The following is a 26864-nucleotide window of genomic DNA, read 5'->3' as shown; positions in this document are numbered from 1 at the left end:
GCGCCGTTGCGTCACGCATCCGCGCCGCGCGGCGCGTGGAACACATCCACGTCCGGCGCCTTGCCTCGGAATCTCTCCACCTGCGCCATCCCCGTATGGCCGCAGTTGCCCTGCGCGAGCTTCGACGTGCCGATTCCGGTCGTCAGGTTGTTGACATCGCCATACCGGCACAGCGACCCCGGCTTGCCGCCTTCGGCCGGGTCGTACCAGCCGCCTTCGCAGATGCGGATGGCACCTTGCCGGATATCGGCCGTCAGCCTCACACCCACCAGAATCTGCCCACGATCATTGAATACGCGGACGATGTCGCCATCGGCGATGCCGCGCGCCTTCGCGTCGTCCGGATGCATCAAGCATGGTTCCCGTCCCTGGATCGCATAGCTTTTGCGCAATATCGTCCCGCATAGCTGGGAATGGAGCCGGTCCTTGGGATGGCTGCTCACGATATGCAGCGGGTATTTTGTCCCTGGGCCGCCCAATCGCTCGATGGGTTCCATCCAGGTCGGATGCGGGGGGCAATCGTCGTACTTCATCCGCGCGATATTGGCCGAATAGATCTCGATGCGCCCGGACGCAGTACCCAGCGCGTTGAGCAATGGATCGTCGCGAAATGCCTTGTGCCGGATAAACCCCTTGGCCTCGGCACTGATCGGAAAGGCCAGCGGCTTGTTGCTGTTCCAGAACACATCGAACACCGGCATCTCCATGCGCTTGCCGCGCGCCTGCACACGCCCAGCCTCGTAGAAGGACCGAATCCACCCCATCTCGTCGCGACCTTCGGTGAAGGCCTTGCCGGTACCCATCCGTTCGCATATGTCGGCGAAGATATCGTAGTCATTACGGGCTTCGAAGACGGGATCGACCACCTTGCGCATGGCCAGGATATGGCTCATCGAATAATCGCCAATTCCTTCAATATCGTTACGTTCGTAGCTGGTGGTGCATGGCAGGACGATGTCAGCGTGCCGCGCGGTAGCTGTCCACTGGAAGTCGTGCACGATAAAGGTGTCCAGCTTCTGCCACGCCTTCAGCATCCTGTTGCGATCCTGGTGATGCATGAACGGATTGCCGCCGACCCAGTAGGCCAGCTTGATATCGGGATACTTCGATCGCCTGCCGTTGAAGTCGTATGGCTTGCCCGGGTTCTCGAGCATGTCGACGATGCGCGACACCGGAATCGATTCCGTTCCGCCCGCCTCCAGCCATTCGGACCCTGCCGGCGGCTTCGCCCCGCCAATAATCCCCGGTAGCACCGGTCCGGTTGCCGTCGGGCTGCCGCCGTTGGCGTAGTGATAGGTAAAGCCATAGCCTCCGCCGGGCAGTCCGATCTGGCCGAGCATGGACGCCAGCGTGACAAGCATCCAGTGCGACTGCTCGCCGTGATGCTGGCGCTGGATCGACCATCCCGCCGCCAGCATCGTCCGATTCGCCGCAAAGCGGCGGGCGAGCGCGCGGATCGTGTCGGCCGGAATGCCGCAGATGGCCGCCGCCCATACTGCATCCTTTGGCACGCCGTCCGATTTGCCCGTGAGGTAGGGTACGAAGCGATCAAAGCCTGTGGTGTAGCGCGCCAGAAACTTCGCGTCATGGAGATTTTCCACGTACAGCGTATGGGCAATGCCGAGCATCAGCGCCACATCGGTATGCGGTCGCGGCGCAATCCATTCCGCATCGAAGTACTGGCACGTTTCCGTACGGACCGGATCGATGCAGATCACCTTGACGCCCTTCTTCTTGAGCGCCTCCATGCCCGGATACGCGCCGTGGTCAGGTACCTGCCAACCGATCTGGTTGGTCACCATCGGGTCGGCCGCCCAGAACACCATCAACTCGGTGTGGGCTTCCAGCACGGGCCAGACAGTCGGCTGCTCGTACACGTCGATCGAGCCCACTACATAAGGCAGGATGACCTGTGCCGCGCCGGTGGAATAGTCGCCGCTGCGGCTGACAAAGCCACCATTGACCGTCATCGCGCGCGCCAGCAGCGTCTGGCAGTTGTGCAGTTTGCCCGGGCTTTTCCAGCCATACGACCCGGCGAAAATGGACGTCGGGCCATGTTTGCGGCGCACCCGCTCCAGTTCCTTCGCCACCAAGTCCAGCGCCTGCTCCCAGCTTACGCGAACGAAGTCGCCCTTGCCCCGGCCGGCGCGGTCGGCGCCTGGGCCCTTCTCCAGCCAGGCGCGCCGCACCATCGGATAGCGAATGCGCGTCGGTGAATAGATCGCGTCGATAACACCTGGCAACTGGTGAGATGGCCTGGGGTCCTTTTCCCATGGGCGGACACCTGTGATGCGCCCCTTCTCCACACGTGCATAGAACGCGCCCCAGTGCGAGCCCGTCAGCACTTCGGAAGCGCCGGCTGGTGCCGCCGGGCTGGCCGCACCGGCGGCCAGCTGCGAAGGGCTGGAAGCGAGGGCGCCTGTAGCCAGTACCCCTTTGATGAATTGACGACGCGACGTGCTCAATTGCAGGTTCTTGCATTCATTCGGCATGATGACTCCATTCTTGTGGTGCAGGGTCCGGGGTGTGCTCGAGCAGCACGCCAAGCAGACTGGCGCTGGCGCCATAGAAACCGCCGGGATCGATCTGGCGGCATCGCGCGATCAGCTCTGGAACCCAGCCGTAGAGCCGTTCACGCATCAGCGCGATGCCGTCCCTGTCGCCGCGGCGCAGCAGATGCGCGTAGAGGGCGAGTTCCACCGCGACGTGGTCCGATGGCTCGCCCGGGTGCACCAGTGACATGTCAAAGCGCGCGAGCAGATCGTTCATTTCGTCGACCGCCTCGCCGTGCGTGCGTGCGCTCGGCGTTGCGGGGTCGTTCGCATAGGTGCTTTCATAGGCTGGCACTGCCGGGGTACCCATCACGCCCTCGAAGAGCCGTGTCCAGGACACCGCAATGTCATGTGCGACCGTGGCCGGTGATGCGCCGGCCAACGAAAGGCAGAGGGCCCGCGCCTCCGCCTTGCATTCGAATTCCTCGGCAAGCGCGTCCAGCATTGCCTGCCCGCTGGCTGATTGAAGCTGTGCGACGACATGTTCGTCTGGAGGCGCCGCCAGCCAGCCCGCCACGCGGTCGATGGCGAGCCCCCTTAGCTCGCACTGTGCATAGTCCACCACGTGTGCCATGGTCATTCGGCAACACCGTGCGTTTTGCCGTGTGCGCCACCGCCCACGTCCTTGGAGTGGTTCTGCAACCAGGACAGCATCAGCCGGTATTCGGCATCGTCAAGCGACGTATAGCGCTTCATCGCCCCGAGCGTGCCAATCCATTGGTTTGCCAGGTACTCGTCGGTATGCGGCAAGGCGTGGCAACTGGCGCACGATTGCCGAAAGGTTTCGTCGCCGTGTTTCCAGAGCTGCGCGAGATCGGCAGAAAGGCCGGTAGCAGGAATCCAGACTGTCAGATGGGCCTCGTGCCAATCCTGCCCGGTCTCTTCGTCGCGCTCCGTCTTGACGCGTTGCACCGTGGCAATCGCCTCCGGAGACAGCACGGCCTGCATGATGCGCTGCCCCTTGAGCGCGTACATGGCGCTGTCGGAGCCATCCTGCTGCCAGCCTTCCACGCGCACCTGCAAGCGTCCGGCCTCGCGCTTCATCACCGCCAGCCGCGTGGCGCCAAGCAGCTTGCCATCTTCGCCGGTGCCATCCGCTTCCAGCGTGAATGGGGTCGGCGACACCACGTACAACTGGTCCTTGTCGGCAATCACGTCGGGCGGCGCCGCCAGCGAGGCCAGCCGCGAAGGCCCGGCGTGCCCCTGGTCCGCGGGCAGCACCACCACTTCCTCGGTCCGGTTCGGCCGTGGAGCGCCGGCATTGGGCGCTTCCACGCCAGGCAGCGATTTCAGGTAGACGGCCATGGCCAGCCGATCGGCCTCCGACAGGCGTGCGGTGTTCGCGACGACTTCCTTCATGTCACCACCGGCCTTGATGCCGATGGGATTGACGCCTTCTGCCAGATAGCGCGCAATGTCATTGACCGACCAGTACCCGATGCCGGTCTCGTCCTGCGTGATGTTGGGGATATGGCCGGTGCCCTCGGGATTCGGCCCGCCAGAGAACCGCCGGGCGAACGGGATGGCACCCATCACGTTGCGTGGCGAGTGGCATTCCACGCAGTGTGCCGAGCTTTCCACCAGATAGCGGCCACGGTTCCACTGCTCGCCCTTGGACAGATCGTCACGCAAGGGCTCGCCGTCCAGGAAGGCCAGCCGCCATAACCCCACGCCACGGCGCACGGAGAACGGGAACTTCAGGTCGTGATCGGCCACCTTGCCGGCCACCGGTGGAAGGGTCTGGATATACGCGAACAGGTCGCGCAGGTCATTGGCCGTCATGCGCTGGTACGACGTGTACGGGAAGGCCGGATAGGCGTTGCCCTTGCCGGGGATCACGCCCTCGCGCATGGCCATGATGAACTGCTCGATCGTCCAGCCGCCGATGCCATCGTTCGGGTGGGACGAGATGTTGGGCATGTGAAACACACCGAACGCGGTGTCGAGCGACCGCCCGCCACCCAGCAGGGTTTCATCACCCTTGCCGACCGATGCGTGGCACGTGGCGCAGTCTCCAGCAATGAACTGCGTGCGGCCGTTGACCAGGTCCGGCGTCGATGCGTCCGGCAAGTCGCGGGAAGCGTGCAGCAGGCGCCAGGCACTGGGCGCCGTCAGCAGCAGGAAAGCGGCGACACAAACCAGCGCCACGATGGCGCCGATCTTCAGGGACCTTCTTTTTATCATTGTCATACGGTGACCTCATTGAGCAATCCGCGGAATGCCGTAACCGTATGCCTTCTAGGGCTAACAATGATTGATGCGAAGCAACTGCCACATGAGCTGGAGCAATTTGGTACAAAGAGGCGCGCGTCAGTGCGGGAGCGAGCGCGTTGATGGCACCGGAGATGCCATGTCACGTGAGCGCATCGCCGCGCTGCCGGCTATCGGGGCAGGTGAAAAGGCGGAGGCAGATGCCGGATCAAACCGGCATGCAGGTCGTGGCCAGCAGCTGCTCGTAGATAAAGCACTGCAGCAGCGTCAGCTCGCGCTCGCCCAGCGCGTCGAACGCCACGCCGAACGCGGGGAACTCCTCATCTTCCTGCCCCGGCGCACTGCGCACCGTGGCATCGATCAGGACTTCGGCGTCCAGCGCGCCGGTGCGCAACTGGAAGCGCAGCCGCACCTTCTGTCCCACCGCCGGGGCGGGGGACGATGTCTGCACCAGCGCGCCGCCGGTGCTGAGGTCGGACAGCAGTCCCAGCCGTGCCAGGCCCTCACCCATGCGCTGTTCGACGGACAGATCGGGGACGCTCTGGCCGGGGACGTTGTCGATACCGTTGCCGCCGTTGCCGCTGCCACCTTCGACCGCCTCGGCACCCGCATCATCGGCATCGAGCAGATAGGCCGCCAGACGCGTGGGGACGCGCGCGGCGCGGCGCACCGGCATCTGCTCCGTCTGGGCCGGTGCCGACAGCACCAGGTATCGGAACGGGCTGCGGCATACCGCCGTGACCGTCGACGTGAAGCTGTGGATAGCGTGCCCGGAGAATCCGCGCAGCAGCAGGTCTTCGCCGGCACGCACGGCCAGTTCGCGCCCGCCCAGCGTCGGCCAGGTGACAAACAACCCCTGTTCGATAAAGCCGATCAGGCGGCTTGCGGCGGCCCGCGACTGCTCTCCCGGGGTCTTGACGTGCAGCAGCGTTCCCACCTGCAGGCCCAGCGGTCCTGCGCTCAGGCGCGATCCGGCCAGGGCGTCGGGCTCGTTGCCGGCTTCGGGCATGTCGTCAGGCCGGCAAACCGTGCCGTGCCGGAACATCAGCGCCAGATCGCGGGCATCGGGGATGATGCTGCCGCTGCCCAGCATCAGGTTGCCCTGTCCGTCCAGCAAGGACCAGGGAAGCGGCTGCCCGACGGGCAGGTCTTGCGGCGTAAGCGGAATCATGGCGTAGCGGACTCTCCATGAAGCGCGCCGGCACACGGTGCGCCGACGCGAGGAAATCGTGACGGACCGTTGCCTGCCATCACCTGTGACGGACACGCCGATCCTGTTGCGTCAGCTATCGACCAATGTGACAGAACCTTGACCCCCACCTTGGTGGCGTTCGCTTTCGGGACCGTTTATGTGCCGTCACCGTCATTCGGCCACCGGGAGATCAATCGCCGCTTGACGGCCGTCATTCGACCTTGCAGAATCAGCGTTCGACGAAAAGCTGTCAGACAGCCTGACAGCATCCCGGACCAACATGGATCGCCTGCCTCGCCCCGCTTCGCTTGCCAGCCGCATCGCCCAGACCTTGCGCGACGACATTGCCGCCGGACGCTTTGCCGCCGGCGCGCGCCTGCCAGCCGAGGCGGCGCTGGCCGATGCATTCGATGTCAGCCGGCCCATCGTGCGCGAGGCCATTGCCCTGCTCAAGGCCGACGGCGTGTTGATCACGCGCAAGGGCTCCGGCGCCTATGTGTCCGAGACGCCCGGCGGCCAGGTCTGGCGTGTGGCCAGCACGCCGGACGGCGGCCCCACCCTGGCGCAACTGTTCGAACTGCGACGGGTAGTGGAAACGGCCTGCGCCGAAATGGCGGCGCTGCGCCGGACCGAAGCCGATTTGCGGCGGATCCGCGACGCCCTGGTCAGCATGCAGCGCCACGGCGCCGATTTCCCCAGCGCGGCAGCGGCCGACATCGCGTTCCATCACGCCATCGCGCAGGCCGCCCATAACCCATGTTTCACGGGCCTGACCGACTTCGTCAGCCAGCAGCTGCTGGTGGCACGCCAGCATGCATGGGAAAACAGCGCCCGGCTCCACGCTGCCCAGGGGGCGCCGCGTGCCGCCGATGCCGAACATGCCGCGCTGGTCGATGCCATCGCCGCCAGCAACCCCGAAGCCGCGCGCGCCGCCGCATCCGCCCACCTGAGCGCCGCCGCGCAACGGATGGGCCTCGACTGAACACCAGACATCGGAAAAGACCGAACAAAACAGGAGCAGACAGATGGAAAACGTGGATTGCGTCGTGATTGGCGCCGGTGTGGTGGGCCTGGCCGTGGCACGCGCGCTGGCGCAGCAGGGCCGCGAGGTCATCATCCTCGAAGGCGAAAACGCGTTCGGCACGATCACCAGCGCCCGCAACAGCGAAGTCATCCATGCCGGCATCTACTATCCCGCCGGCTCGCTCAAGGCCGAGCTATGCGTGCGCGGCAAGGCCATGCTGTATGACTATTGCGCCAGCCACCACGTGACGCACCAGCGTTGCGGCAAGCTGATCGTCGCCACCAGCGAGGCCCAGGTGGCCACGCTGGCCGGCATCCGTGCCAAGGCCGAGGCCAATGGCGTGCATGACCTGCGGCTGCTGACGCGCGACGAAGCGCGCGCCCTGGAACCCCAGCTCGAATGCCACGCCGCCCTGCTGTCGCCATCGACCGGCATCATCGACAGCCACGGCCTGATGACCGCCCTGCTGGGCGATGCCGAACAGGCCGGCGCGATGCTGGCGGTGCAGTCGCCCGTGGTATCGGGCGCCGTCACGCCCGATGGCATTCGGCTGGAAGTGGCCGGGGAAGATGGCGAAACGACGCTGCTGGCCCGCACGGTGGTCAACTCGGCGGGCCTGACCGCGCCCGAACTGGCGCGCCGCATCGACGGCATCCCGCCCGCGCACATTCCTGGCCAGTTCTACGCCAAGGGCTGCTATTTCACATTGGCTGGCCGGGCGCCGTTCTCGCGCCTGATCTACCCGGTGCCCGAAGCCGCCGGCCTGGGTGTACACCTGACGCTGGACCTGGGCGGTCAGGCGCGCTTTGGCCCCAATGTGCGCTGGATCGACGAGATCGAATACAGCGTGCCACCGCACGACGCCGACAGCTTCTATGACGAGGTGCGCCGCTACTGGCCGGGCCTGGCCGATGGCGCCCTGCAGCCGGGCTACGCCGGTATCCGCCCGAAGATCAGCGGCCCGGGCGAGGCCGCCGCCGATTTCCGTATCGACGGCCCGCAGGTGCATGGCGTACCGGGACTGGTCAATCTGTTCGGGATCGAATCGCCGGGGCTGACGTCGTCGCTGGCGATTGCCGAGAAAGTCGCCGGATTGCTGGCCTAGGCCTGCGTCGCAGCTTCCGGGTGGGCCTCCGGGCGTTCGTCCCGGGAGCTCATCGCGGCGCAGCCGGCCCCAAGCGCCGCGGCCAGCGCCGCCAGGCCGAACGTATGCATCGGCGCCAGCGTCTTCCACGTCCACCCCATGACCAGGCCGCCGAGCGTGCCGCCCAGACCGTAGGAAATGCCCGTATAGAGTGCCTGCCCGCGCCCTTGCAGCGGCCCGGCGAACCAACGCTGCAGCCGCTTGAGGCTGGCGCTGTGGTGCGCGGCAAACGTGGCCGCATGCAGGACCTGCACGGCCGCCATCAGCCAGGCGTACTGCGCGAAGTATCCGGTCACCCCGAAGCGCAATGCCGCCAGCACGAAAGTGCCCGCCAGGATCGTGCGCAGTGCCAGCGCGCCAAACAGCCGCCCCTGATAGAAAAAGAACACGATCTCGGCCACCACGCCGATGGTCCACATCACGCCAATGGCGATCTTGCTATAGCCCAGTTGCTCCAGGTACAGCGAATAGAACACGTAGAGCGCCGCGTGGGCGAACATCATCAGGAAGGCCGACGCCAGGAACCACGCCACGTCGGGCCGGCGCAGCAGCGGCAACGCCGGGGGCGGCTTCACGCGTGGCCCTTCGTCTTCGGCATCGCGCAGCCCGAAGACCACCACGGCGAACAGCGCCAGCATCGCACTGGCCAGCCATGGGAAAGCCGGCATGCCGAAGTGTTCGAACAGCGCGCCGCCCAGCAGCACAGCCGCGATAAACCCCACCGAGCCGAACATGCGCACGCGGCCATAGCGGTGGTCGAACGCGCCATGGCGCCGCAGCGTGGAAATCGTCAGCGCATCGCCCAATGGCGACATGGCACTGGTAATCAGGTTGAGCCCGATCATCATCGCCATCATGCCGCCATAACTGTGAACGCCCGGCACGGCCAGAAACGCCAGCAGCGAGGCGACGGCCGCCAGCCGCAGCAGCTTCACGCGCGTATGGGTAACGTCCGACAGCCAGCCCCACAGATACGGTCCGACGATGCGGCTTAGCTGGAAGCAGGCCATCAGCACGCCGATCTGCACGGGCGAGAAGCCGCGATCGGCGAAGAACAGGCTCACATACGGCGAGATGACGCCGACGTAGCCGTAGTAGCCGAGGTAGAAAAGTCCGAAACGGAGATAGGTGGCCGGGTCGATCGACCCCGGCCGGTAAGAGGCGGTACTCAGGATTTGGCCTGCGCCGCGATGCGCGGGGTCTCGACGCGCACGTCGCCGCACTGGGCGCGATGGCGCAGTGCGTGATCCATCAGCACCAGCGCCAGCATCGCTTCGGCAATCGGCGTGGCACGGATGCCCACGCACGGGTCGTGGCGGCCGAACGTCTCGACGCTGGCCGACTGGCCCGCCTTGTCGATCGATTCCCGCGCGGTGCGGATGCTCGACGTCGGCTTGATTGCCAGCGACACGGTCACGTCCTGCCCGGTGGAGATGCCACCCAGCACGCCGCCGGCGTTGTTGGTGCGGAATCCCTCTGGCGTCAGTTCGTCGCCATGCACGGTGCCGCGCTGCGCCACGCTGTCGAAGCCGGCGCCAATCTCCACGCCCTTGACCGCGTTGATGCCCATCATCGCGTGCGCGATATCGGCATCGAGCTTGTCGAACAACGGCTCGCCCAGGCCCACCGGCACGCCGCTGGCCACCACCTCGATGCGCGCGCCGACGGAGTCGCCATCGCGGCGCAAGGCATCCATATAGGTTTCCAGCTCGGGCACGATGTCGGCGTTCGGCGCGAAGAACGGGTTCTCCGGCACATGCTTCCAGTCGGTGAAGGGCACCTCGATTTCGCCGAGCTGCGACATGTAGCCCCGGATCTCGGTGCCGTACTGCTCGCGCAGCCACTTCCTGGCGATGGCCGCCGCAGCCACAACCGGCGCCGTCAGGCGCGCCGACGAACGGCCGCCGCCGCGATAGTCGCGGATGCCGTACTTGTGCCAGTAGGTGTAGTCGGCGTGGCCCGGGCGGAACGTCTCGACGATATTGCCGTAGTCCTTGCTGCGCTGATCGGTATTGCGGATCAGCAGGCAGATCGGCGTGCCCGTGGTCTTGCCTTCGAACACCCCCGACAGGATTTCCACCTGGTCCGGCTCCTGGCGCTGCGTCACATGGCGCGACGTACCGGGCTTGCGGCGGTCCAGATCGATCTGGATGTCGGCTTCGGTCAGCGACATGCCCGGCGGGCAGCCATCCACAACCGCGCCAATGGCCGGTCCGTGCGATTCGCCGAACGTGGTGACTGTGAAAAGCAGGCCGAGGGTATTGCCAGACATGGTTGAAATGCGCAGGAATTGGGGGACGGGCTACATTGTACGGCCATTAGCGTCCGGACAGACGCCCGGTAGCCGCATGCCGCGCCGGACGGCCGCCTGACGGCGGGCCCGACGCCAACTCACGCGCCTGCGGCGGCGGTGGCCCCAATGCCGGCCGCCGGTTGGCCGAAATCGGGTGCGAACACGCCACTGCCCACGAAATCGGGATAAAACTGCGCCCGCATGCGTGCCAGGTATGCCTGCAGGTTGGCGTGCGACTGCGCCGCGGCCCGGATCGGCGTCTCGAACACCGGCGACTGGAGGCTGGCCGCAAACGCAAACAGGGTGGCGTCAGCGCCGCATGGCCGGTCGCCCATCAGGTACGGCTTGTCGCCCAGGATGTCGACCACGGCCTGCACGCCCTGCACCGCGATCGCGGTCATGTCGTCCAGGCTATGGCGCCCCAGGCCCTGCGACCACAGCATCTGGCGCACGCGGCGCTTGACCAGCGCCTTGACCATGCCGCGCAGCGGCCCCGGCACCACGTTGAAGAATTGCGCGGGCCCGCGCTCGAAGTTGTCGCCTTCCAGCCAGCGCACGCGCGCCACGGCCCAGTAGAGATTGTCTTCGAGCAGCTTTTCCACCGCCCAGGCCGCGCCGCGCTCGGCCGGCGTCAGCCCCTCGTCGAAATCCACGTGGTAGGTCTTTTCGATATGCCAGCGGATCAGCGTCGAATCGGCCACCTGCCGCCCCATGTCGTCCAGGTACGGCAGCTTGCCCTTGGGCGCCCGGCGCACATTGCCGCGCTGTGTCTGGTAGGGCAGACCGGCCAGCTTCAGCAGCATCTCGGCCTTGATGACGAACGGGCTGGCGTCGGGCAACCCAAACGCGGGACCAAACGTGAACAGGGTGATCATCGTTATTTCCAGTCGCCGCGCAGGGCAAGCACCATCTGTTGCAGAGTTTCAGGGGTGGCTGACTCCGGTGGCACCGGCTCGCCGACCACCAGTTCGAGCTTGCTCAGCAGGCCGCGCCGGAACGGCCGGGTCATGGCCGGCGCGCCCTTGCGCGAGAAGAAGCTGCCCCACAGGCCGCGCAGCGCCATCGGCACCACCGGCACCGGCGTGCGCTGGATGATCTGCGTGACCCCGGTCTTGAACGGGTTGATTTCGCCGGTGGCCGTGATCTTGCCCTCCGGGAAGATGCAGACCAGTTCGCCGTCTTCCAGCGCGGCTGCCACGGCGTCGTAGGCGCGGGCCAGCAGTGCGGGGTTCTCGCGCGCCGGCGCAATCGGAATGGCCTTGGCCTGGCGGAAAAACCACGACAGTCCCGGCACCTTGAAGATATTGTGATCCATCACGAAGCGCACCGGACGCGGACTGGCCGCCATCAGCACCACGGCATCGGCAAAGCTCACGTGATTGCAGACCAGTACGGCAGCGCCCTCTTCCGGAATCCGCTCGGCATTCACGCGGCGCAGGCGGTAGATCGTATGCACGAGCAGCCAGGCGATGAAGCGCAGCAGGAACTCGGGCACCAGCGTATAGATATAGATGGCCACCACGGCATTGAGCAGCCCCACCACCAGGAACAGCTGCGGGATCGAATAGCCTGCCTGCGTCATGAATACGCCCAGCAGCGACGCGGCGATCATGAAGAAGCTGTTCAGGATGTTGTTGGCGGCGATGATGCGTGCCCGGTGAGTCGGCGCCGAGCGGCTCTGGATCAACGCATAGAGCGGCACGCTGTAGAAGCCGCCGAACATCGCCACGCAGAACAGGTCCATCAGCACTCGCCAGTGGCCCGGCTGCGCCAGGAAGCCGCCCACGCCGCTGAGCGTGCCGCTCGTGGCATGGCCGTGCGTGGCGAAATAGAGATCCACCGCGAACACCGTCATGCCGATCGACCCGAACGGCACAAGGCCGATTTCCACATGGCGCCCCGACAGCCGCTCGCACAGCAGCGACCCGATGCCGATGCCGACCGAGAACACGGCCAGCAGCAGCGTGACCACGTTCTGGTCGCCGCCCAGCACATCCTTGGCGAAGCTGAAGAACGACGTCAGGAAGGTGGCGCCCAGGAACCAGAGCCAGGAAATGCCCAGCAGGCTCTGGAACACCACGCGGCTCTGGCGCGCCAGGATCAGGTTGCGCCACGTCTCGGTAAACGGGTTCCAGTTGATGCGCAGGTCCGGCTGCGGCGCGGGAGACAGCGGCACACCCTGCGACACGGCCCGCCCGGCCAGCGCGATGACCACGCAGACCATGCCCACGTAGAGCGGCCCGACCACCTTGCCGTCGGCGCCGGTCAGGCCGGCCAGTTCGCCCCCCAGCAGCGTGCCCAGCAGGATGGCGACGAAGGTGCCCATTTCCACCAGCCCGTTGCCGCCCACCAGCTCGGTCTGGTCCAGGTGCTGGGGCAGATAGGCGAACTTGACGGGCCCGAACAGCGTCGAGTGCAGCCCCATCAGGAACGTGCCCATGTAGAGCAGCGTGGCGCTGTGCAGGTAGAAGCCGGCCAGCCCCAGCAGCATGATGCCGATCTCCAGCGACTTCACCAGCCGGATCAGCCGCGATTTCTCGATCTTGTCGGCGATCTGCCCGCTGGTGGCCGAAAACAGCACGAACGGCGCGATGAAGATGGCAGAGATCAGAAAGGCGGCGCTATGAGGATCGACACCGTCGAACAGCGCGGCGTGATAGGTGACCAGCGAGGTGAAGGCGACCTTGAAGACGTTGTCGTTCATGGCCCCCAGGAACTGCGTCCAGAAAAACGGGGCGAAACGGCGCACGCCAAGCAGGCGAAACTGGCTTTGTTGGCTCATCAATGGCAAACAGGAGTTGACCCCGGTGACCCGCCGGGGCATCAGTTCGCCGCCATCATGCCAGCAGCGGGCAGGATCGGCTATGGGGAGACGCTTAAATTAGACAAGTCTCACGCCGAAGGAAGTCCGATGCCAGGGCGGCACCGGACGGGGCAAGGGCTTAGCGCGCGGGCTGTTCCTTTTCTTCCGGCCAGTCGCGGATGTACGCCTTGAGCATCTTGTTCTCGAAGCTCTGCTCTTCGACCACGGCCTTGGCCACGTCGTAGAACGAGATCACGCCCATCAGCGTGCGTTTTTCGAGTACCGGCAGGTAGCGGGTGTGGCGCTCGAGCATCATGCGGCGCACCTCGTTCACGTCGGTTTCGGGCGTGCAGGTCAGCGGCGCGTCGTCCATGACCTTGCGGATGCCCACGGGGCCCAGCGTGCCGTTGTTGGCGGCCAGCACCTCGATGATTTCGCGGAAGGTCAGCATGCCGACGAGGTCGCCGTACTCCATGACCACCAGCGAGCCGATGTCGTGCTCGGCCATGGTCTGGATCGCCTGCTGCAGCGGCGTATCCGGCGTGACGGTAAAGAGCGTGTTGCCCTTGATCTGCAGGATGTCGCTGACTTTCATGATGGTGTCTCCGGGGCTGCCTTGTGTCGCAGGGTCTGTGGCTCAGGTTTGATGGCCGATGCTAGCCCAAACCGCCGTCTCAAGTAAAGCGAGCGGGGCCTCCAGAGGCCTGCCAGGCGGGCCCGTGGCCGCCTGGCGGCGGGAAAAACCCGGGCTGCCCCGTGTGTCGCATGGTGCTAGGATGCCGGTCGGAGACAACCACCCGCGGTCCGGCCAACCGGGCCCCTTCCCGCCATGTCCACATCGTCTGGCAGCCGCTTCGACACGCTGGCCCTGCACGCCGGCGCTGCGCCCGACCCCGCCACCGGGGCCCGCGCCACACCGATCCACCTGACCACGTCGTTCGTGTTCCGCGACAGCGAGCACGCGGCGTCGCTGTTCAACATGGAACGCGCCGGTCACGTCTATTCGCGCATCAGCAACCCCACCGTCGCCGTGTTCGAGGAACGCGTGGCCGCGCTGGAAAACGGCGCCGGGGCCATCGGCACGGCCTCTGGCCAGGCCGCGCTGCACCTGGCCGTGGCCACGCTGATGGGGGCCGGCGCGCATATCGTCGCGTCCACCGCGCTGTATGGCGGCTCGCACAATCTGTTGCACTACACGCTGCGCCGTTTCGGCATCGAGACCACCTTCGTCAATCCGCGCGATATCGACGCCTGGCGCGCCGCCATCCGTCCGGAGACGAAGCTGCTGTTCGGCGAGACGCTGGGCAATCCCGGCCTGGACGTGCTGGATATCGCCACCGTGGCCCAGATCGGCCAGGACCACCGCATTCCGCTGCTGGTGGATTCCACGTTCACCACGCCCTACCTGCTGCGCCCGTTCGACCATGGCGCCGGCCTGCTCTACCACTCGGCCACCAAGTTCCTGGGCGGCCACGGCACCACCATCGGCGGCGTGCTGGCCGAAGGCGGCACGTTCGATTTCGAGGCCTCGGGCAAATTCCCGGAACTGTCCGAGCCATACGAGGGCTTCCACAACATGGTGTTCACCGAGGAAAGCACGGTGGCGCCGTTCCTGCTGCGCGCGCGCCGCGAAGGACTGCGCGACTTTGGCGCGTGCATGAATCCGATGGCCGCCTGGCAACTGCTGCAGGGCATCGAGACGCTGCCGCTGCGCATGAGCCGCCACGTCGACAACACGCGCCGCGTGGTGCAGTTCCTGGCCGGGCACCCGATGGTGGAATCGGTGGCCTACCCTGAACTGGAATCGCACCCCGACCATGAATTGGCGAAACGGCTACTGCCACGCGGCTGCGGGGCGGTCTTCAGCTTCAACCTGAAGGCCGACCGCAAGGCCGGGCAACGCTTTATCGAGAGCCTGGCGTTGTTCTCGCACCTGGCCAACGTGGGCGATGCCCGCTCGCTGGTGATCCATCCGGCATCGACCACGCACTTCCGCATGGACGCCGCCGCGCTGAAGGCCGCCGGCATTGGCGAAGGTACGATCCGGCTGTCGATCGGCCTGGAAGATCCGGACGACCTGATCGACGACCTGAAACGCGGCCTCAAGGCCGCCGAAAAGGCCATGGGGGGCAAGGCGTAATGAAACTGACCGTCTCCGGCCACCCGGCCTATGCCTACACGGGCGGCAAGCCGTTCGACCGTGCCCTGCCCTGCGCGATCTTCGTCCACGGCGCCCAGAACGATCACAGCGTCTGGGGGCTGCAGACGCGCTGGTTCGCCAATCACGGCTTCTCGGTGCTGGCCGTGGACCTGCCCGGCCACAACCGCAGCGCGGGCGCGCCGCTGACCACCGTCGAAGACATGGCCGACTGGGTCATGGCATTGGCCGGCGCGGCCGGCGTCGCGGCCCCGGCGCTGGTGTTCGGCCACAGCATGGGGTCGCTGATCGCGCTCGAATGCGCGGCCCGCCATCCACAGGCCGTGCGCGGCATCGGGCTGCTGGCCACCGCGTATCCGATGAAGGTATCCGACGCCCTGCTCGACGCCGCCCTGCACCGCGAAGGCGATGCCATCGCGATGGTCAACCAGTGGTCCATTTCCAGCCTGGCCAGCAAGCCGTCGTCGCCGGGGCCCGGCGCGTGGATGCATGGCGGCAGCCAGCGGCTGATGGAGCGCGTCAGCGCCCGCAACCCCGGCGCCCATGTGTTCCACACCGATTTCTCGGCCTGCAATGGCTATGCCCACGGCGACGAAGCCGCCGCGGCCGTGACCTGCCCGGCGCTGTTCATCGTCGGCAGCAAGGACATGATGACCTCGCCGAAAGCGGCCCAGGCGCTGGCCGGCAAGATGCCCAAGGCCCGCGTCGTGACGGTGCCGAGCGGCCACGCGATGATGGGTGAAAGACCGGACGAGGTGCTCGACGCGCTGGCCGCGTTTGCAAGGTCTACACTCTAGAAAGATCGGAAAAAGACCAAAAATCAGGAGACTGCGATGGCCCAGGTCCATGCCAAGGAATTCGCCAGCTTTGCCGATTTCTATCCGTACTACCTGAGCGAGCACCGCGACCGCACCTGCCGCCGGCTGCATTTCGCGGGTTCCACGCTGGCGCTGGCCTGCCTGGTCACGCTGGCGGTCACCGGCAACGCCTGGTGGCTGCTGGCGGCGCTGGTATCGGGCTATGCCTTTGCCTGGGTCGGGCATTTCGGCTTCGAGAAAAACCGTCCGGCCACCTTCCGGCATCCGTTCTACAGCCTGATGGGCGACTGGGTGATGTACGCCGATATCCTGCGCGGCAGGATTCCGTTCTGAATCCGGGCCGGCACGCGGGGCATCGGCGGCGCGCTCAGCCCTGCCCGTGCCGGCCGGGCGGCACCGCCTGGATTGCCGGGCCGGCCGCTTCGTTGGCGGCCGCATTCGCGGTCTGCTGGCGAAACACGGCTTCCAGCGGCTGGTCCAGCTGCGGGTTGTCCAGGATGCCGCGCAGCACTTCCACGCCCTGCATCTGCTGCGCCAGCGCCGTGCGCGGCAGGCGCGCCATGTTCAGCACCAGCCGGTCGTGCAGCGTGCGCAGCGTGACCTGCGACGGATCGCACAGCAGCGCCCAGTGGGCCTGGCCATGGTCCTGCTGCAGCTTGCCCACCAGGTGCAGCGCCTTGAGCTTGGCCAGCAGCCCGGCCAGGTAGTCGGCCTCCACCCGCAGCTTGCGTCCCATGTCCAGTTCTCCCACGCTGCGCGGCACTTCTTCGCGGGCGCGGTACAGCACGTAGAGCACGCCCAGCGCGTCGAAAAACTCGCTGCCCGCGAACGTGCGGCGGCGCCAGTGGCCTTCGCGGATCACCGGCAGGTTCGCCGCGATGGTTGCGCCCAGCAGCGTCACCAGCCAGCTCACATACATCCACAGCAGGAACAGCGGTAGCACGGCAAACGTGCCGTAGACGGCCGTGTAGGTCGGAATATGGGTAATGAAATAGCCAAAGGCGCGCTTGGCCACTTCGAAGGCCACGGCAGCCACGATGCCGGCGAAGATCGCGTCGCGCCAGTCCACGTAGGCATACGGCACAGCCATGTAGAGGAAGGCAAAGGCCAGCGCGGTCAGGCCGATCGGTATCAGCCCGACCACCAGGCTCATGCCGAACGGCAGGTTGCCGACGTAGCCCATCGAGACCGAAATCAGGTACGAACTGACCGACAGGCTGCCGCCGATCAGCACCGGCCCCAGCGTCAGCACCGCCCAGAACACCAGTACCCGCTGCGCCAGCGGGCGGCGCCGCTTGACGCGCCAGATGGCGTTCAGCGCGTCTTCCACGGTCAGCATGGTCAGCACCGACGTCACCATCAGGCCGCCCAGGCCCAGGGCGGTCAGCCCGCGCGCGCTCTTGGAAAACTGCCCAAGGTAGCGCGACACCGAATCGCTGATATTGCCGCCCGGGATCAGGTTCTGGAACAGGAAGCCCTCGATCTGGCCGCGAAACTCGCGAAACACCGGAAACGCGGCCAGCAGCGCGAATGCCACGGTCAGCACGGGCACCACGGACAGGAACGTTGTAAATGTCAGGCTGGCGGCCACCTGGGGCAGCCGGTTTTCGCCGGCGCGGCGCAGCGCGTAGCGGGCCAGTGCGCGCACCTTCTGCAGGTTCCATTCCCTGCGCAGGCGGGCAATGCGGACGGCGGACATGCGGGGGCTTTCTCCGTGGATTTCAAATAAGGATGCGACGCCGGTCCATCGCTTGCGCGCCGGGCCGGGGGCGCGGGCATGGCCGGCACGGCATCGGGGGCGTCACTTCCGGCGGCGCCCCAACTATAATACGCGGATCGTCCCGCGGCGCCGATTCCGCTGATTCACACCGATTCACGCTGATCCCGCCGTTTGCGCCGTTCTCCACCTTTATCCATGGCGCCGGCCCCTGCCGGTCCCTGCCCGGCGCGCCTGTCCCGCTCATGACCGACATCCTCGTCCTTTACTACAGCCGCCACGGCGCCACCCGCAAGCTCGCCGAACTGATCGCCACCGGCATCGAGAGCGTCCCCGGCGCACAGGCCCGCCTGCGTACCGTGCCGCCCGTATCCACCGTCTGCGAGGCCACCGCGCCCGACATTCCGCCCGAAGGCGCGCGCTATGCGGAACTGCGCGACCTGGAGGAATGCGCCGGCCTGGCGCTGGGCAGCCCCACCCGCTTCGGCAACATGGCCGCGCCGATGAAGTATTTCCTCGATGGCACGGTCGCCCAGTGGCTGTCGGGCGCGCTGACGGGCAAGCCGGCCTGCGTGTTCACGTCGACCGGCAGCCTGCATGGCGGCCAGGAAACCACGTTGCTGTCGATGATGCTGCCGTTGCTGCACCACGGCATGGTGATCGTGGGCCTGCCCTATTCCGAGCCCGGGCTGATGACCACCACGGCCGGCGGCACGCCCTACGGCCCCAGCCACCACGCGCACGTCGACAACCACGGGCCGGTCACCGACCAGGAAGCCACGCTGGCCACAGCCATGGGGCGCCGGCTGGCGCAGACGGCCCTGAAGCTGGCCGCGCGATGAAGACGCCCGACGATCGCGCGCTGCACAGCCCGCCGCTCTGGCGCCTGAGCCTGGCCAGCCTGATCGCGCTGATCGCGCTGTGCATTGCCTGGGAATGGTTCCTGGCGCCCCTGCGCCCGGGCGGATCGTGGCTGGTCCTGAAGTGCGTGCTGCTGCTGCCGGTGCTGCGCGGCGTCTGGGCGCGCAACCGCTACACCATGCAGTGGTCGTCGATGCTGATCCTGCTGTACTTCACCGAGGGCATCGTGCGCGCCACCAGCGACCGCGCCCCGTCGTCGTGGCTAGCCTGGGGCGAGGTGGCCCTGACGCTGGTGTTCTTTGTCGCCACGATCCTGTACCTGCGGCCCTACAAGCGCCGCGCCAAGGCCATCGCCAAAACGTCCCAACCCTCCTGACTGCCATGACCGCCGTGCATTCCGACTCGTTCCTCGATCTCTGCCGCGCCGCCATCGGTCCGCAAAACGTGCTGACCGATGCGGCCGACAAGGCGCCATACCTGACCGACTGGCGCCGCCGCTATACCGGCGACGCGCTGGCCGTGTTGCGCCCCGGGACCACCGAGGAAGTGGCCGCCGTGATGCGCGCCTGCCACGCGCACCGGCTGGCCGTGGTGCCGCAGGGGGGCAATACGGGCCTGTGCGGCGGCGCCACGCCCGGGGCTGGCGAATCCGCCGCGCGGGGCGTGGTGGTGCTGTCGCTGCAGCGCATGAACCGCGTGCGCCAGGTGGACCCGCTCAACAACACGATCACCGTGGAAGCCGGCGTGATCCTGCAGCAGCTGCAGGACGTGGCGCGCGAGCATGGGCGGCTGTTTCCGCTGTCACTGGCGGCCGAGGGCAGCTGCACGATCGGCGGCAATCTGTCGACCAATGCTGGCGGCACGGCCGTGCTGCGCTATGGCAATACGCGCGAACTGTGCCTGGGGCTGGAAGTGGTCAACGTGCGCGGCGAGGTCTGGGACGGCCTGCGCGGGCTGCGCAAGGACAATACCGGCTACGACCTGCGCGACCTGTTCATCGGCGCCGAAGGCACGCTGGGCGTCATCACCGCCGCCGTGATGAAGCTGTTCCCGGCGCCGCGCGCCCGCGTGACGGCGCTGGCCGCAGTCAAGAGCCCGCGCGCCGCGCTGGCCTTGCTGGCCATCGCCCAGTCGCACGCCAGCGCCATGCTTACCGGCTTCGAACTGATGTCGGCCCGGTGTATCGACCTGGTGACCCGGCACTTTCCGCAGCTGCGCTATCCGTTCAGCGAGCACCATCCGCAACTGGTGCTGCTGGAACTGTCCGACAGCGAGAGCGAGGACCACGCCCGGCACATCTTCGAGACCATGATGGAAGCGGCCTTCGACGCCGGCGTGGTGACCGACGCGGTGGTGGCGGAATCGGTGCAACAGTCGCGCGATTTCTGGAACCTGCGCGAGCATATTCCGCTGGCCCAGGTGGAGGAAGGCAAGAACGTCAAGCATGACATCGCCGTGCCGATCTCGCGCGTGGCCGATTTCATCGAGACCACCGACGCACTGCTGCAGGACGCCTTCCCCGGATCGCGCATGGTCACGTTCGGGCACCTGGGCGATGGGAACCTGCACTACAACGTGTCGCCGCCGGTCGGTGTGGACAGCGACCAGTTCCTGAAGCATCAGGACGCCATCAACCTGATCGTCCACAACAGCGTCCACGCCCACAACGGCTCGATCTCGGCCGAACATGGCCTGGGCCAGCTGAAGCTCGAGGAAAACCGCCGCTACAAGAGCGACGTCGAACTGGCCATGATGCGCGCGATCAAGCAGGCACTGGACCCGCAGGGACTGATGAATCCGGGCAAGGTGGTGTGAGGGGATATCGGCTCCCCTTCCCCTCTCCAACGGGAGGGGGAGACATCGCCGGCTTCAATGCAGCACCGGTGCCGCGTCGCCCCCATCCGGCTCGCCAAACAACTGCGCGCACACCGCCTGACCTTCCTCGGTCAGCCGTGCCGTGCCGCGGCCATCTTCCTCGATGACCGTGTCGACCAGTTCGGCGGCGCCCAGCTGGGTCAGCACGCGCCGCAGTACGCTCATCTGCACGCTGGCCCGCTTGCTCAGCCGGGCCAGGGACAGGTCCTTGTCCGCCCCGCGCTGGCCGTGGTCCCACAGCGTCTTGAGGATCGCCCCCACCACGGGGTCCAGGGTATCGTCCTCGCCTTCCGGCATGTCGTCCGCTGCGTCGTTGGTCATGTCGTCTCCCTTTCTTGTAATGTCGCCACAAGCTTGCCCAGCGTGATCACGGCGGATTCCATGGCTTCGGACCACGCGCCGCTGTAGTTCAGCCGGATGCAGTTCGTGTAGGTGGGCACCGGCGAGAAGATGTGCCCCGGCGCCACCGTGATGCGCCGCTCCAGCGCGGCGTGGTACAGCGCCATGGCGTCCACCTCTTCGGGCAGTTCCACCCACAGCACATAGCCGCCGGCCGGGCGCGACACGCGCGTGCCTGCCGGGAAAAATCGCCGCACGGCGGCCGCCATGATGTTGGCCTGCTGGGCGTAGGCCTTGCGCACGCGGCGCAGGTGATAGTCGTAGCCATCGCGGCGCAGGAACTCGGCGATGGCCAACTGCGGAATCGTCGAGGTGGTCAGCGTGTTCAGGAACTTGAGCCGCTCCACCTTCTCCTTGTAGCGCCCGGGCAGTGCCCAGCCGATGCGGTAGGCGTTGGTCAGCGTCTTCGAGAACGACGAGCAGTGCAGCACGATGCCGGCCGTGTCATAGGATTTCAGCGAAGTTGGATGGGCGTCGCCGTAGTACAGCTCGCCATAGACGTCGTTCTCGATGACCGGGATGTCGCGCTCGGTCAGCAGGGCCACCAGCGCCTGCTTGCGCGCGTCGGGCATCTGGAAGCCCAGCGGATTCTGGAAGTTCGGCATGACCATGCAGGCGGCCACGGGCCGTTCGTCGATCAGCCGGGCCAGTGCCTGCACGTCGATGCCTTCCACGGGATCGGTGGCCACCTCCACGGCGCGCATGCCCAGCCGTTCGATGGCGTGCAGCATCGCATAGTAGGTGGGCGACTCCACGGCAATCGTGTCGCCCGGCCTGGCCACGGCCTGCAGGCACAGGTTGATGGCCTCGGTCGCGCCAATCGTCACGACAACCTCGTTCGGATCGACCGTGTAGCCGTTTTCCAGGTAGCGGCGCGTGATCTGCCGGATCAGCTCGGGCGACCCCGGCGGCAGGTCATCGAGCACGCTCCAGGTGTCATAGCGTTTGCCGATGGCGTTGGCGTACTGGATGATGCGCTGCCACGGATACAGCTTCGGATCGGGGTATGGCGAGCCCAGCGGCACGGCGTCGTCGGCGCGGATCGAGCGCAGCGTGGACAGCACCAGCGCGCTGACATCGACAGCCGACGGCCGCGCGGCCGGGCGCGAGGGCTGCAGGTCGATGGCCGGCTCGCCGGGCCGGGCGCGCACAAAGTAGCCCGATTGGGGCCGGCTTTCCAGGATGCCGCGCGATTCCAGCAGCAGATAGGCGCGGATGACCGTGGTGATGCTCAGCCGGTGGTGCTGGGCCGCCTGGCGCACTGACGGGATCTTTTCGCCGGGCAGCAGCACGCCCTGCTGCACCAGGGCCTCGATATCGGCCGCGAGCTTTTCGTACAGGGTTGCGGTTGCCAACGGGTCTTCGCCTTTACTGGAGGGTCCGGGGGGCGCCGGACAGCCCAGGCGTCAGCCTGCGGTCACCAGCGAATCGGATGCTAATACGGATTCAGGCGAAGTGTATTCGACGAAGCCGTCCTGGCGGCAAAAGCTCAGCAGCCGCACGCCGGCCTGTTCCGCGATACGGATGGCCAGCGAGGTCGGCGCCGAAATCGTCGCCAGCATCGGAATCTGCATGCGGGCGGCCTTGCGCACCAGTTCGTAGCTGGCCCGGCTGGACAGGAACACGAACCCGTCGCCGAAGGTTTCGTGCGCCCGGGCCAGATGGCCGATCAGCTTGTCCAGCGCGTTGTGGCGCCCCACGTCCTCGAACACGGCACACAACTGGCCATCGGCCCCGCACCACGCCGCGGCGTGCACGCCGCCGGTGGCCGCCATCAGCTGCTGGCGGGCACGCAGCGCATCGGCCGCGTGCCGGATCATGGCCGTCGTCGGCGCGATGGTGCGCACTGCCGCCAGCGGCTCGGGCACCAGGTCGAGCAAGGCCAGGCTCTCGATGCCGCAGACGCCGCAGCCGGTACGGCCGGCCAGCGTGCGGCGCCGTTCCTTCATGGCCATGAAGGCGCGCTGGCTGATCCGCAGGCGGACCTCGATGCCATCGCAGCCGGGCTGCACCTCGACGTCGTAGATCTCGCGCACGCTGTCGACGATGCCCTCGGTCAGCGAGAAACCGACCGCGAACGCCTCCAGGTCCAGCGGCGTGGCCATCATCACCGCGTGCGAGATGTCGTTGTAGACCAGCGCGACCGGTACTTCCTCGGCCACGTTGTCGATCTCCAGCGCGACGGCGTCGCCCTGGTGGCGGCGGATCTCGCGCGTGATGTAGCCGCGTTCGGCCATGGACTTCCCCCTGCGGTGGACTTCAGCCCCGGCTGGCGCGCTGCAGCAGCACCGGAATCGACTTCGACGTGGGCGTACCCGACCGGTCGCCGATGCTTTCCAGCGGCACCAGCGGATTCGTCTCCGGATAGTACGCGCCCAGGCAGCCGGCCGGAATGTCGTAGTCGACGAGCAGGAAGTCTTGCACATGGCGCGTCACGTCGTCTTCCCAGACACTGGTGATATTTACGCGTTCGCCCTCTGCAAACCCCAGCCGCTCGCGATCGGCCCGGTTGATGAACACCACCCGGCGCAGGCCGAACACGCCACGATAGCGGTCGTCCAGGCCATAGATCGTGGTGTTGTACTGGTCGTGCGAGCGCGTGGTCATCATGACCAGCAAGTCGTCGCCATACTTGGCCCGGGCACGCTTGATCGGCGTGTCGCGGTCGATGGCGTGCACCAGGAATTCGGCCTTGCCCGAGGCCGTGCGCCACACGCGGTTGCGCGAGGCCGGCGTCAGGTGGAAGCCGCCCGGCTGCGCCACGCGCTCGTTGTAACGCTCGAAGCCCGGAATCACCTTTTCGATGGCGTCGCGGATGCGTGCGTAATCCTGCGCAAACCACAGCCAGTCCACCTTGTTCGATCCCAGCGTGGCGTCCGCCATCTTCGCCACGATCATGGTTTCCGACAGCAGGTGCGGCGACGCCGGCTTGTTCATGCCATACGAGATATGCACCATGCAGACCGAGTCTTCCACGGTCACGCCCTGCGGCACGCCGCCCTGCTCGTCCACCTCGGTGCGGCCCAGCGTCGGCAGCAGCAGCGCATCGCGCCCGATCACCAGGTGGCTGCGGTTCAGCTTGGTGGCGATATTGACGGTCAGGTCGCACTGGCGCAGGGCCTGCCAGGTACGAGGGGTGTCCGGGGTGGCGATCGAGAAATTGCCGCCCAGGCCCACGAACACCTTGACCTTGCCTTCGAGCATCGCGTTGATGGCGGCCACCACATCCTGGCCATGGTGGCGCGGCGGCTCGAAGCCGAACGTGGCGCCCAGGCGGTCCAGGAAGGCGTCGTCGGGCTGTTCCTCGATGCCCATCGTGCGGTCGCCCTGCACGTTCGAATGGCCGCGCACCGGCATCAGGCCCGCCCCGGGACGGCCGATATTGCCGCGCAGCATCATCACGTTGGACAGCAGCTGGATCGTGCGCACGCTTTCCTTGTGCTGCGTCAGGCCCATGCCCCAGCACATGATGGTGCGCTCGCTGTTGACGTAGACGTCGGCCAGGGCATCGATATCCTCGCGCGTCACGCCCGATTCGGCCACGATGTCGGCCCAGCTTTCGGCGCGCAGGTCGGCGGCGAATGCCTCGTAGCCGGCCGTATGTTCGTTGACGAAGGCGATATCGACCACGCGCTTGCCGCCCGTGGCCACGGCCGCGTCGTCAAGCTCGATCACGCGCTTGCCGATGCCCTTGAGCAGCGCGAAGTCGCCGGCCAGCCTGGGCCGCACGAACATCGACGCGATCTGCGTGCCGCTGCCGCCGAGCATTTCCGTCACATGCTGCGGGCTGACAAAACGCTCCAGGCCACGCTCCTTGAGCGGGTTGATCGACACGATCTTCGCGCCGCGCTTCGACGCATCGCGCAGTTCGTTGAGCATGCGCGGATGGTTGGTGGCCGGGTTCTGGCCCCACACCATGATCGTGTCGGCCAGCTGGAAGTCGTCGAGCAGCACGGTGGCCTTGCCCACGCCCACCGTCACCGGCAAGCCCCGGCTGGTGGCCTCGTGACACATGTTCGAGCAGTCCGGAAAGTTGTTGGTGCCGTACATGCGCACGAACAGCTGGAACAGGAACGCGGCTTCGTTGCTGGCGCGGCCCGACGTGTAGAACGTGGCGGCGTCGGGGGTGTCCAGGCGGCGCAGGTGATCGGCGATCAGGCGGAACGCGTCATCCCACGCCACCGGCACGTACTTGTCGGTGGCGGCGTCGTAGCGCACCGGATGGGTCAGGCGGCCGTGCTGTTCCAGTTCGTAGTCCGACTGCTGCATCAGTTCGGTGACCGTGTACTGCGCGAAAAACGCGTTGGTCACGCGCTTGCTGGTCGCCTCGGCGGCCACGGCCTTGACGCCGTTCTCGCAAAACTCGAACGTGGACGCGTGCTGGCGGTCGGGCCAGGCGCAGCCCGGGCAGTCGAAACCATCCGGCTGGTTCTGCTTGAACAGCGTCCGGTATTTGCCGCCGGCAACCTTTTCCTTGACCAGATTGATGGCGACCTGCTTGAGCGCACCCCAGCCGGCGGCCGGGTGCGTATAGGGGGCGATATGCCCCTTTTCGGGCGTGGGAGTACTCATGGGGGCGACTTCCAGAACAATTGCCCGAGTGCCCGGCCCGGTTTTCCGTGTGATGTCCGGGCGCTCGCTGCGATGCGTGCAGACTAGGCCCGGAATGTGACGCGGGGGACGTACAGAACAGGCACGGCCGGAAGAGTACAGTTTGCGCCATCGCGGTGCACAAACCCAGAACTGTGCTTATCGGTTTGGCATGAATGTGGGGCATCCAGCCCGCTTCATCATGATTTGGACCGCCGAATTTATGTGCTTTATCAAACACATGCGCTCGATATGCTTGTGATAGGAAGCGTTATGGCGATTACTGCTGCTTATGCCACGCTCATCCAGCCCTACTCCGGCTGCTGCGGCGTGGCGTCGATGATGTCCTCCAGCTGGGCGCTCATCGGGATGCCCAGGCGCTCGCCGGTGGGTAGCCGGTTCAGGAACCACTGCTTGTAGAGGCGGCCCAGTTCGCCCGACGTAATCAGGTCGCGCACCGCCTTGTCCACCACGGCGGCGAACTGGGGGTCGCCCCGGCGCAGCATGATGCCGTAGGGGTCGTAGGACAGGAATTCGCTGGTCACGATGAACTGTTTGCCGGCGTTGTAGTGGGCCAGGAAGCCGTACAGCAGCACGTCGTCGCCGGCGTAGGCATCGGCGCCGCCGTGGCGCATCACCTCGAAGGCATCGGCGTGGTCACGGGCGCGGATCAGCTTGATGCCCAGGTTGAAGCGCGTGGACAGATCCTCGATGGCGCTGACGTTGGTGGTGCCGGCCGTGGCCACCACGGTCTTGCCCTTGAGGTCGCGGAACGTCTTCACCGGCGAATTGCGCGGCACCATCAGCTTGGTGCCGGCCACGAAGATGACCGGCGAGAACGCCACCGTGCGCATGCGTTCGGCATTGCGCGTGGTCGATCCGCACTCCAGGTCGGCCTTGCCCGACGTGATGGCGTCGAAGCGATTTTCGGACGTCACCGGCACCCATTGCACGGTCAGGTTGCGGCTGATCTCGGCGGCGGCGGCCTCGACAATGGCCTGGCAGATATCGATCGAATAGCCGATCGGCCGCTTTGCCTGATTCAGATACGAGAATGGCAGCGACGATTCCCGGTAGCCGATGGTCAGCACGCCGGTGTCCCTGGCCTTCTTCAACGTGCCGGACAGCGCCACGGCATCCTGCGCGTGGGCGGCCATCGCGCCACAGCCCAGCAGCACCAGCGCGGCCAGGCTCCTTGCCGCCACCTTCCAGACGGGTGCGCGCATG

Annotated in this window: 23 protein-coding genes; 8 read left to right on the top strand and 15 right to left on the bottom strand. The window is 66.5% G+C overall.

All coding sequences use genetic code 11. The features are described 5' to 3' along the window. Positions 1-11: 11 nt before the first annotated feature. The 4 genes from torA to D9X30_RS16885 form a co-directional block, all read right to left on the bottom strand. Positions 12-2492 (bottom strand): trimethylamine-N-oxide reductase TorA, encoded by a 2481-nt coding sequence (gene torA / locus D9X30_RS16900; RefSeq protein ID WP_153948344.1) that lies wholly within the window; start codon positions 2490-2492, stop codon positions 12-14. After that, positions 2482-3132, bottom strand: a complete 651-nt coding sequence (locus D9X30_RS16895; protein ID WP_153948343.1) for a TorD/DmsD family molecular chaperone — start codon at positions 3130-3132, stop codon at positions 2482-2484. Before D9X30_RS16895 ends, torA begins: the two co-directional genes overlap by 11 nt. Continuing rightward, the gene (locus tag D9X30_RS16890) at positions 3129-4742 is read right to left on the bottom strand and encodes a c-type cytochrome (RefSeq protein ID WP_502799643.1); all 1614 of its coding nucleotides are present in this window, start codon (positions 4740-4742) and stop codon (positions 3129-3131) included. Before D9X30_RS16890 ends, D9X30_RS16895 begins: the two co-directional genes overlap by 4 nt. Before the next feature lie 229 nt (positions 4743-4971). Further along, on the bottom strand, positions 4972-5934 hold the full coding sequence (locus D9X30_RS16885) for a flagellar brake protein (RefSeq protein WP_153948342.1): 963 nt from the start codon (positions 5932-5934) through the stop codon (positions 4972-4974). Positions 5935-6235: 301 nt separating this feature from the next. Here D9X30_RS16885 and D9X30_RS16880 point away from each other — a divergent pair, with 301 nt between their 5' ends. Further along, positions 6236-6937: a FadR/GntR family transcriptional regulator gene (locus tag D9X30_RS16880; RefSeq protein ID WP_153948341.1), complete on the top strand. Its 702-nt coding sequence runs from the start codon at positions 6236-6238 to the stop codon at positions 6935-6937. 43 nt (positions 6938-6980) lie between these two features. Then, positions 6981-8084: an NAD(P)/FAD-dependent oxidoreductase gene (locus D9X30_RS16875; RefSeq protein WP_153948340.1), complete on the top strand. Its 1104-nt coding sequence runs from the start codon at positions 6981-6983 to the stop codon at positions 8082-8084. Here the strand turns inward: D9X30_RS16875 and D9X30_RS16870 are convergent. The 5 genes from D9X30_RS16870 to D9X30_RS16850 form a co-directional block, all read right to left on the bottom strand. After that, positions 8081-9346, bottom strand: a complete 1266-nt coding sequence (locus D9X30_RS16870; protein WP_249640991.1) for an MFS transporter — start codon at positions 9344-9346, stop codon at positions 8081-8083. The genes D9X30_RS16875 and D9X30_RS16870 overlap by 4 nt on opposite strands. After that, positions 9292-10395, bottom strand: coding sequence for a chorismate synthase (gene aroC, locus D9X30_RS16865; RefSeq protein WP_153948339.1), 1104 nt, complete (start codon positions 10393-10395; stop codon positions 9292-9294). Before aroC ends, D9X30_RS16870 begins: the two co-directional genes overlap by 55 nt. Before the next feature lie 119 nt (positions 10396-10514). After that, the gene (locus D9X30_RS16860) at positions 10515-11291 is read right to left on the bottom strand and encodes a glutathione S-transferase family protein (RefSeq protein WP_153948338.1); all 777 of its coding nucleotides are present in this window, start codon (positions 11289-11291) and stop codon (positions 10515-10517) included. Between the two features lie 2 nt (positions 11292-11293). Further along, on the bottom strand, positions 11294-13198 hold the full coding sequence (locus tag D9X30_RS16855) for an MFS transporter (RefSeq protein WP_153948337.1): 1905 nt from the start codon (positions 13196-13198) through the stop codon (positions 11294-11296). A gap of 160 nt (positions 13199-13358) precedes the next feature. Continuing rightward, on the bottom strand, positions 13359-13814 hold the full coding sequence (locus D9X30_RS16850) for a CBS domain-containing protein (protein ID WP_092595912.1): 456 nt from the start codon (positions 13812-13814) through the stop codon (positions 13359-13361). A gap of 234 nt (positions 13815-14048) precedes the next feature. Between D9X30_RS16850 and D9X30_RS16845 the strand changes: the two genes are divergently transcribed. Genes D9X30_RS16845 through D9X30_RS16835 form a run of 3 tightly spaced genes read left to right on the top strand, consistent with a single transcriptional unit; the run spans position 14049 to position 16528 of the window. Continuing rightward, positions 14049-15359, top strand: coding sequence for an O-acetylhomoserine aminocarboxypropyltransferase (locus D9X30_RS16845; protein ID WP_153948336.1), 1311 nt, complete (start codon positions 14049-14051; stop codon positions 15357-15359). Beyond that, positions 15359-16174, top strand: coding sequence for an alpha/beta fold hydrolase (locus D9X30_RS16840; protein WP_153948335.1), 816 nt, complete (start codon positions 15359-15361; stop codon positions 16172-16174). Before D9X30_RS16845 ends, D9X30_RS16840 begins: the two co-directional genes overlap by 1 nt. A gap of 36 nt (positions 16175-16210) precedes the next feature. Then, positions 16211-16528 (top strand): Mpo1-like protein, encoded by a 318-nt coding sequence (locus D9X30_RS16835; protein WP_153948334.1) that lies wholly within the window; start codon positions 16211-16213, stop codon positions 16526-16528. Positions 16529-16562: 34 nt separating this feature from the next. On the opposite strand, the gene D9X30_RS16830 is transcribed toward D9X30_RS16835, so the two are convergent. Continuing rightward, positions 16563-17894, bottom strand: coding sequence for a YihY family inner membrane protein (locus tag D9X30_RS16830; RefSeq protein ID WP_153948333.1), 1332 nt, complete (start codon positions 17892-17894; stop codon positions 16563-16565). Positions 17895-18157: 263 nt separating this feature from the next. Between D9X30_RS16830 and wrbA the strand changes: the two genes are divergently transcribed. The 3 genes from wrbA to D9X30_RS16815 are packed head-to-tail and all read left to right on the top strand — an operon-like array spanning position 18158 to position 20588. Then, positions 18158-18754 carry an NAD(P)H:quinone oxidoreductase gene (gene wrbA, locus D9X30_RS16825; protein ID WP_153948332.1) on the top strand — a complete coding sequence of 199 codons (597 nt, stop codon included), beginning with the start codon at positions 18158-18160 and terminating at the stop codon, positions 18752-18754. Continuing rightward, complete coding sequence (locus D9X30_RS16820; RefSeq protein ID WP_153948331.1) at positions 18751-19149, top strand: DUF2069 domain-containing protein; 399 nt, start codon at positions 18751-18753, stop codon at positions 19147-19149. Before wrbA ends, D9X30_RS16820 begins: the two co-directional genes overlap by 4 nt. Before the next feature lie 14 nt (positions 19150-19163). After that, complete coding sequence (locus tag D9X30_RS16815) at positions 19164-20588, top strand: FAD-binding oxidoreductase (protein ID WP_249640994.1); 1425 nt, start codon at positions 19164-19166, stop codon at positions 20586-20588. Between the two features lie 54 nt (positions 20589-20642). Here the strand turns inward: D9X30_RS16815 and D9X30_RS16810 are convergent, their stop codons facing one another. The 5 genes from D9X30_RS16810 to D9X30_RS16790 all read right to left on the bottom strand — a co-directional run bounded on the left by D9X30_RS16810 (position 20643) and on the right by D9X30_RS16790 (position 26863). Next, positions 20643-20969, bottom strand: a complete 327-nt coding sequence (locus D9X30_RS16810) for a helix-turn-helix domain-containing protein (protein ID WP_228770952.1) — start codon at positions 20967-20969, stop codon at positions 20643-20645. Beyond that, positions 20966-22402 (bottom strand): aminotransferase-like domain-containing protein, encoded by a 1437-nt coding sequence (locus tag D9X30_RS16805; RefSeq protein WP_153948329.1) that lies wholly within the window; start codon positions 22400-22402, stop codon positions 20966-20968. The genes D9X30_RS16810 and D9X30_RS16805 overlap by 4 nt, the downstream gene beginning before the upstream one ends. 51 nt (positions 22403-22453) lie before the next feature. Further along, positions 22454-23284 (bottom strand): formate dehydrogenase accessory sulfurtransferase FdhD, encoded by an 831-nt coding sequence (fdhD, locus tag D9X30_RS16800; protein ID WP_153948328.1) that lies wholly within the window; start codon positions 23282-23284, stop codon positions 22454-22456. Positions 23285-23306: 22 nt separating this feature from the next. Then, entirely contained in the window at positions 23307-25619 is a 2313-nt protein-coding gene (locus D9X30_RS16795) for an FdhF/YdeP family oxidoreductase (RefSeq protein WP_153948327.1), read from the bottom strand. Positions 25620-25948: 329 nt separating this feature from the next. Beyond that, positions 25949-26863: an amino acid ABC transporter substrate-binding protein gene (locus tag D9X30_RS16790; RefSeq protein WP_153948326.1), complete on the bottom strand. Its 915-nt coding sequence runs from the start codon at positions 26861-26863 to the stop codon at positions 25949-25951. Position 26864 lies beyond the last annotated feature (1 nt).

Origin of the sequence: Cupriavidus sp. U2 (assembly GCF_009663685.2) — a bacterium.
GTDB lineage: Bacteria > Pseudomonadota > Gammaproteobacteria > Burkholderiales > Burkholderiaceae > Cupriavidus > Cupriavidus necator_C.
Note: the sequence above shows the minus strand (reverse complement) of the source record. Positions and strands in the feature narration are given on the sequence as shown.

Bases quoted from the DNA above. Each gene is read 5' to 3' on its own strand.
- torA (WP_153948344.1), bottom strand. From the start codon at position 2,492: ATGCCGAATGAATGCAAGAACCTGCAATTGAGCACGTCGCGTCGTCAA.
- D9X30_RS16895 (WP_153948343.1), bottom strand. From the start codon at position 3,132: ATGACCATGGCACACGTGGTGGACTATGCACAGTGCGAGCTAAGGGGG.
- D9X30_RS16890 (WP_502799643.1), bottom strand. From the start codon at position 4,742: ATGACAATGATAAAAAGAAGGTCCCTGAAGATCGGCGCCATCGTGGCG.
- D9X30_RS16885 (WP_153948342.1), bottom strand. From the start codon at position 5,934: ATGATTCCGCTTACGCCGCAAGACCTGCCCGTCGGGCAGCCGCTTCCC.
- D9X30_RS16880 (WP_153948341.1), top strand. From the start codon at position 6,236: ATGGATCGCCTGCCTCGCCCCGCTTCGCTTGCCAGCCGCATCGCCCAG.
- D9X30_RS16875 (WP_153948340.1), top strand. From the start codon at position 6,981: ATGGAAAACGTGGATTGCGTCGTGATTGGCGCCGGTGTGGTGGGCCTG.
- aroC (WP_153948339.1), bottom strand. From the start codon at position 10,395: ATGTCTGGCAATACCCTCGGCCTGCTTTTCACAGTCACCACGTTCGGC.
- D9X30_RS16860 (WP_153948338.1), bottom strand. From the start codon at position 11,291: ATGATCACCCTGTTCACGTTTGGTCCCGCGTTTGGGTTGCCCGACGCC.
- D9X30_RS16855 (WP_153948337.1), bottom strand. From the start codon at position 13,198: ATGAGCCAACAAAGCCAGTTTCGCCTGCTTGGCGTGCGCCGTTTCGCC.
- D9X30_RS16850 (WP_092595912.1), bottom strand. From the start codon at position 13,814: ATGAAAGTCAGCGACATCCTGCAGATCAAGGGCAACACGCTCTTTACC.
- D9X30_RS16845 (WP_153948336.1), top strand. From the start codon at position 14,049: ATGTCCACATCGTCTGGCAGCCGCTTCGACACGCTGGCCCTGCACGCC.
- D9X30_RS16840 (WP_153948335.1), top strand. From the start codon at position 15,359: ATGAAACTGACCGTCTCCGGCCACCCGGCCTATGCCTACACGGGCGGC.
- D9X30_RS16835 (WP_153948334.1), top strand. From the start codon at position 16,211: ATGGCCCAGGTCCATGCCAAGGAATTCGCCAGCTTTGCCGATTTCTAT.
- D9X30_RS16830 (WP_153948333.1), bottom strand. From the start codon at position 17,894: ATGTCCGCCGTCCGCATTGCCCGCCTGCGCAGGGAATGGAACCTGCAG.
- wrbA (WP_153948332.1), top strand. From the start codon at position 18,158: ATGACCGACATCCTCGTCCTTTACTACAGCCGCCACGGCGCCACCCGC.
- D9X30_RS16820 (WP_153948331.1), top strand. From the start codon at position 18,751: ATGAAGACGCCCGACGATCGCGCGCTGCACAGCCCGCCGCTCTGGCGC.
- D9X30_RS16810 (WP_228770952.1), bottom strand. From the start codon at position 20,969: ATGACCAACGACGCAGCGGACGACATGCCGGAAGGCGAGGACGATACC.
- fdhD (WP_153948328.1), bottom strand. From the start codon at position 23,284: ATGGCCGAACGCGGCTACATCACGCGCGAGATCCGCCGCCACCAGGGC.
- D9X30_RS16795 (WP_153948327.1), bottom strand. From the start codon at position 25,619: ATGAGTACTCCCACGCCCGAAAAGGGGCATATCGCCCCCTATACGCAC.
- D9X30_RS16790 (WP_153948326.1), bottom strand. From the start codon at position 26,863: ATGCGCGCACCCGTCTGGAAGGTGGCGGCAAGGAGCCTGGCCGCGCTG.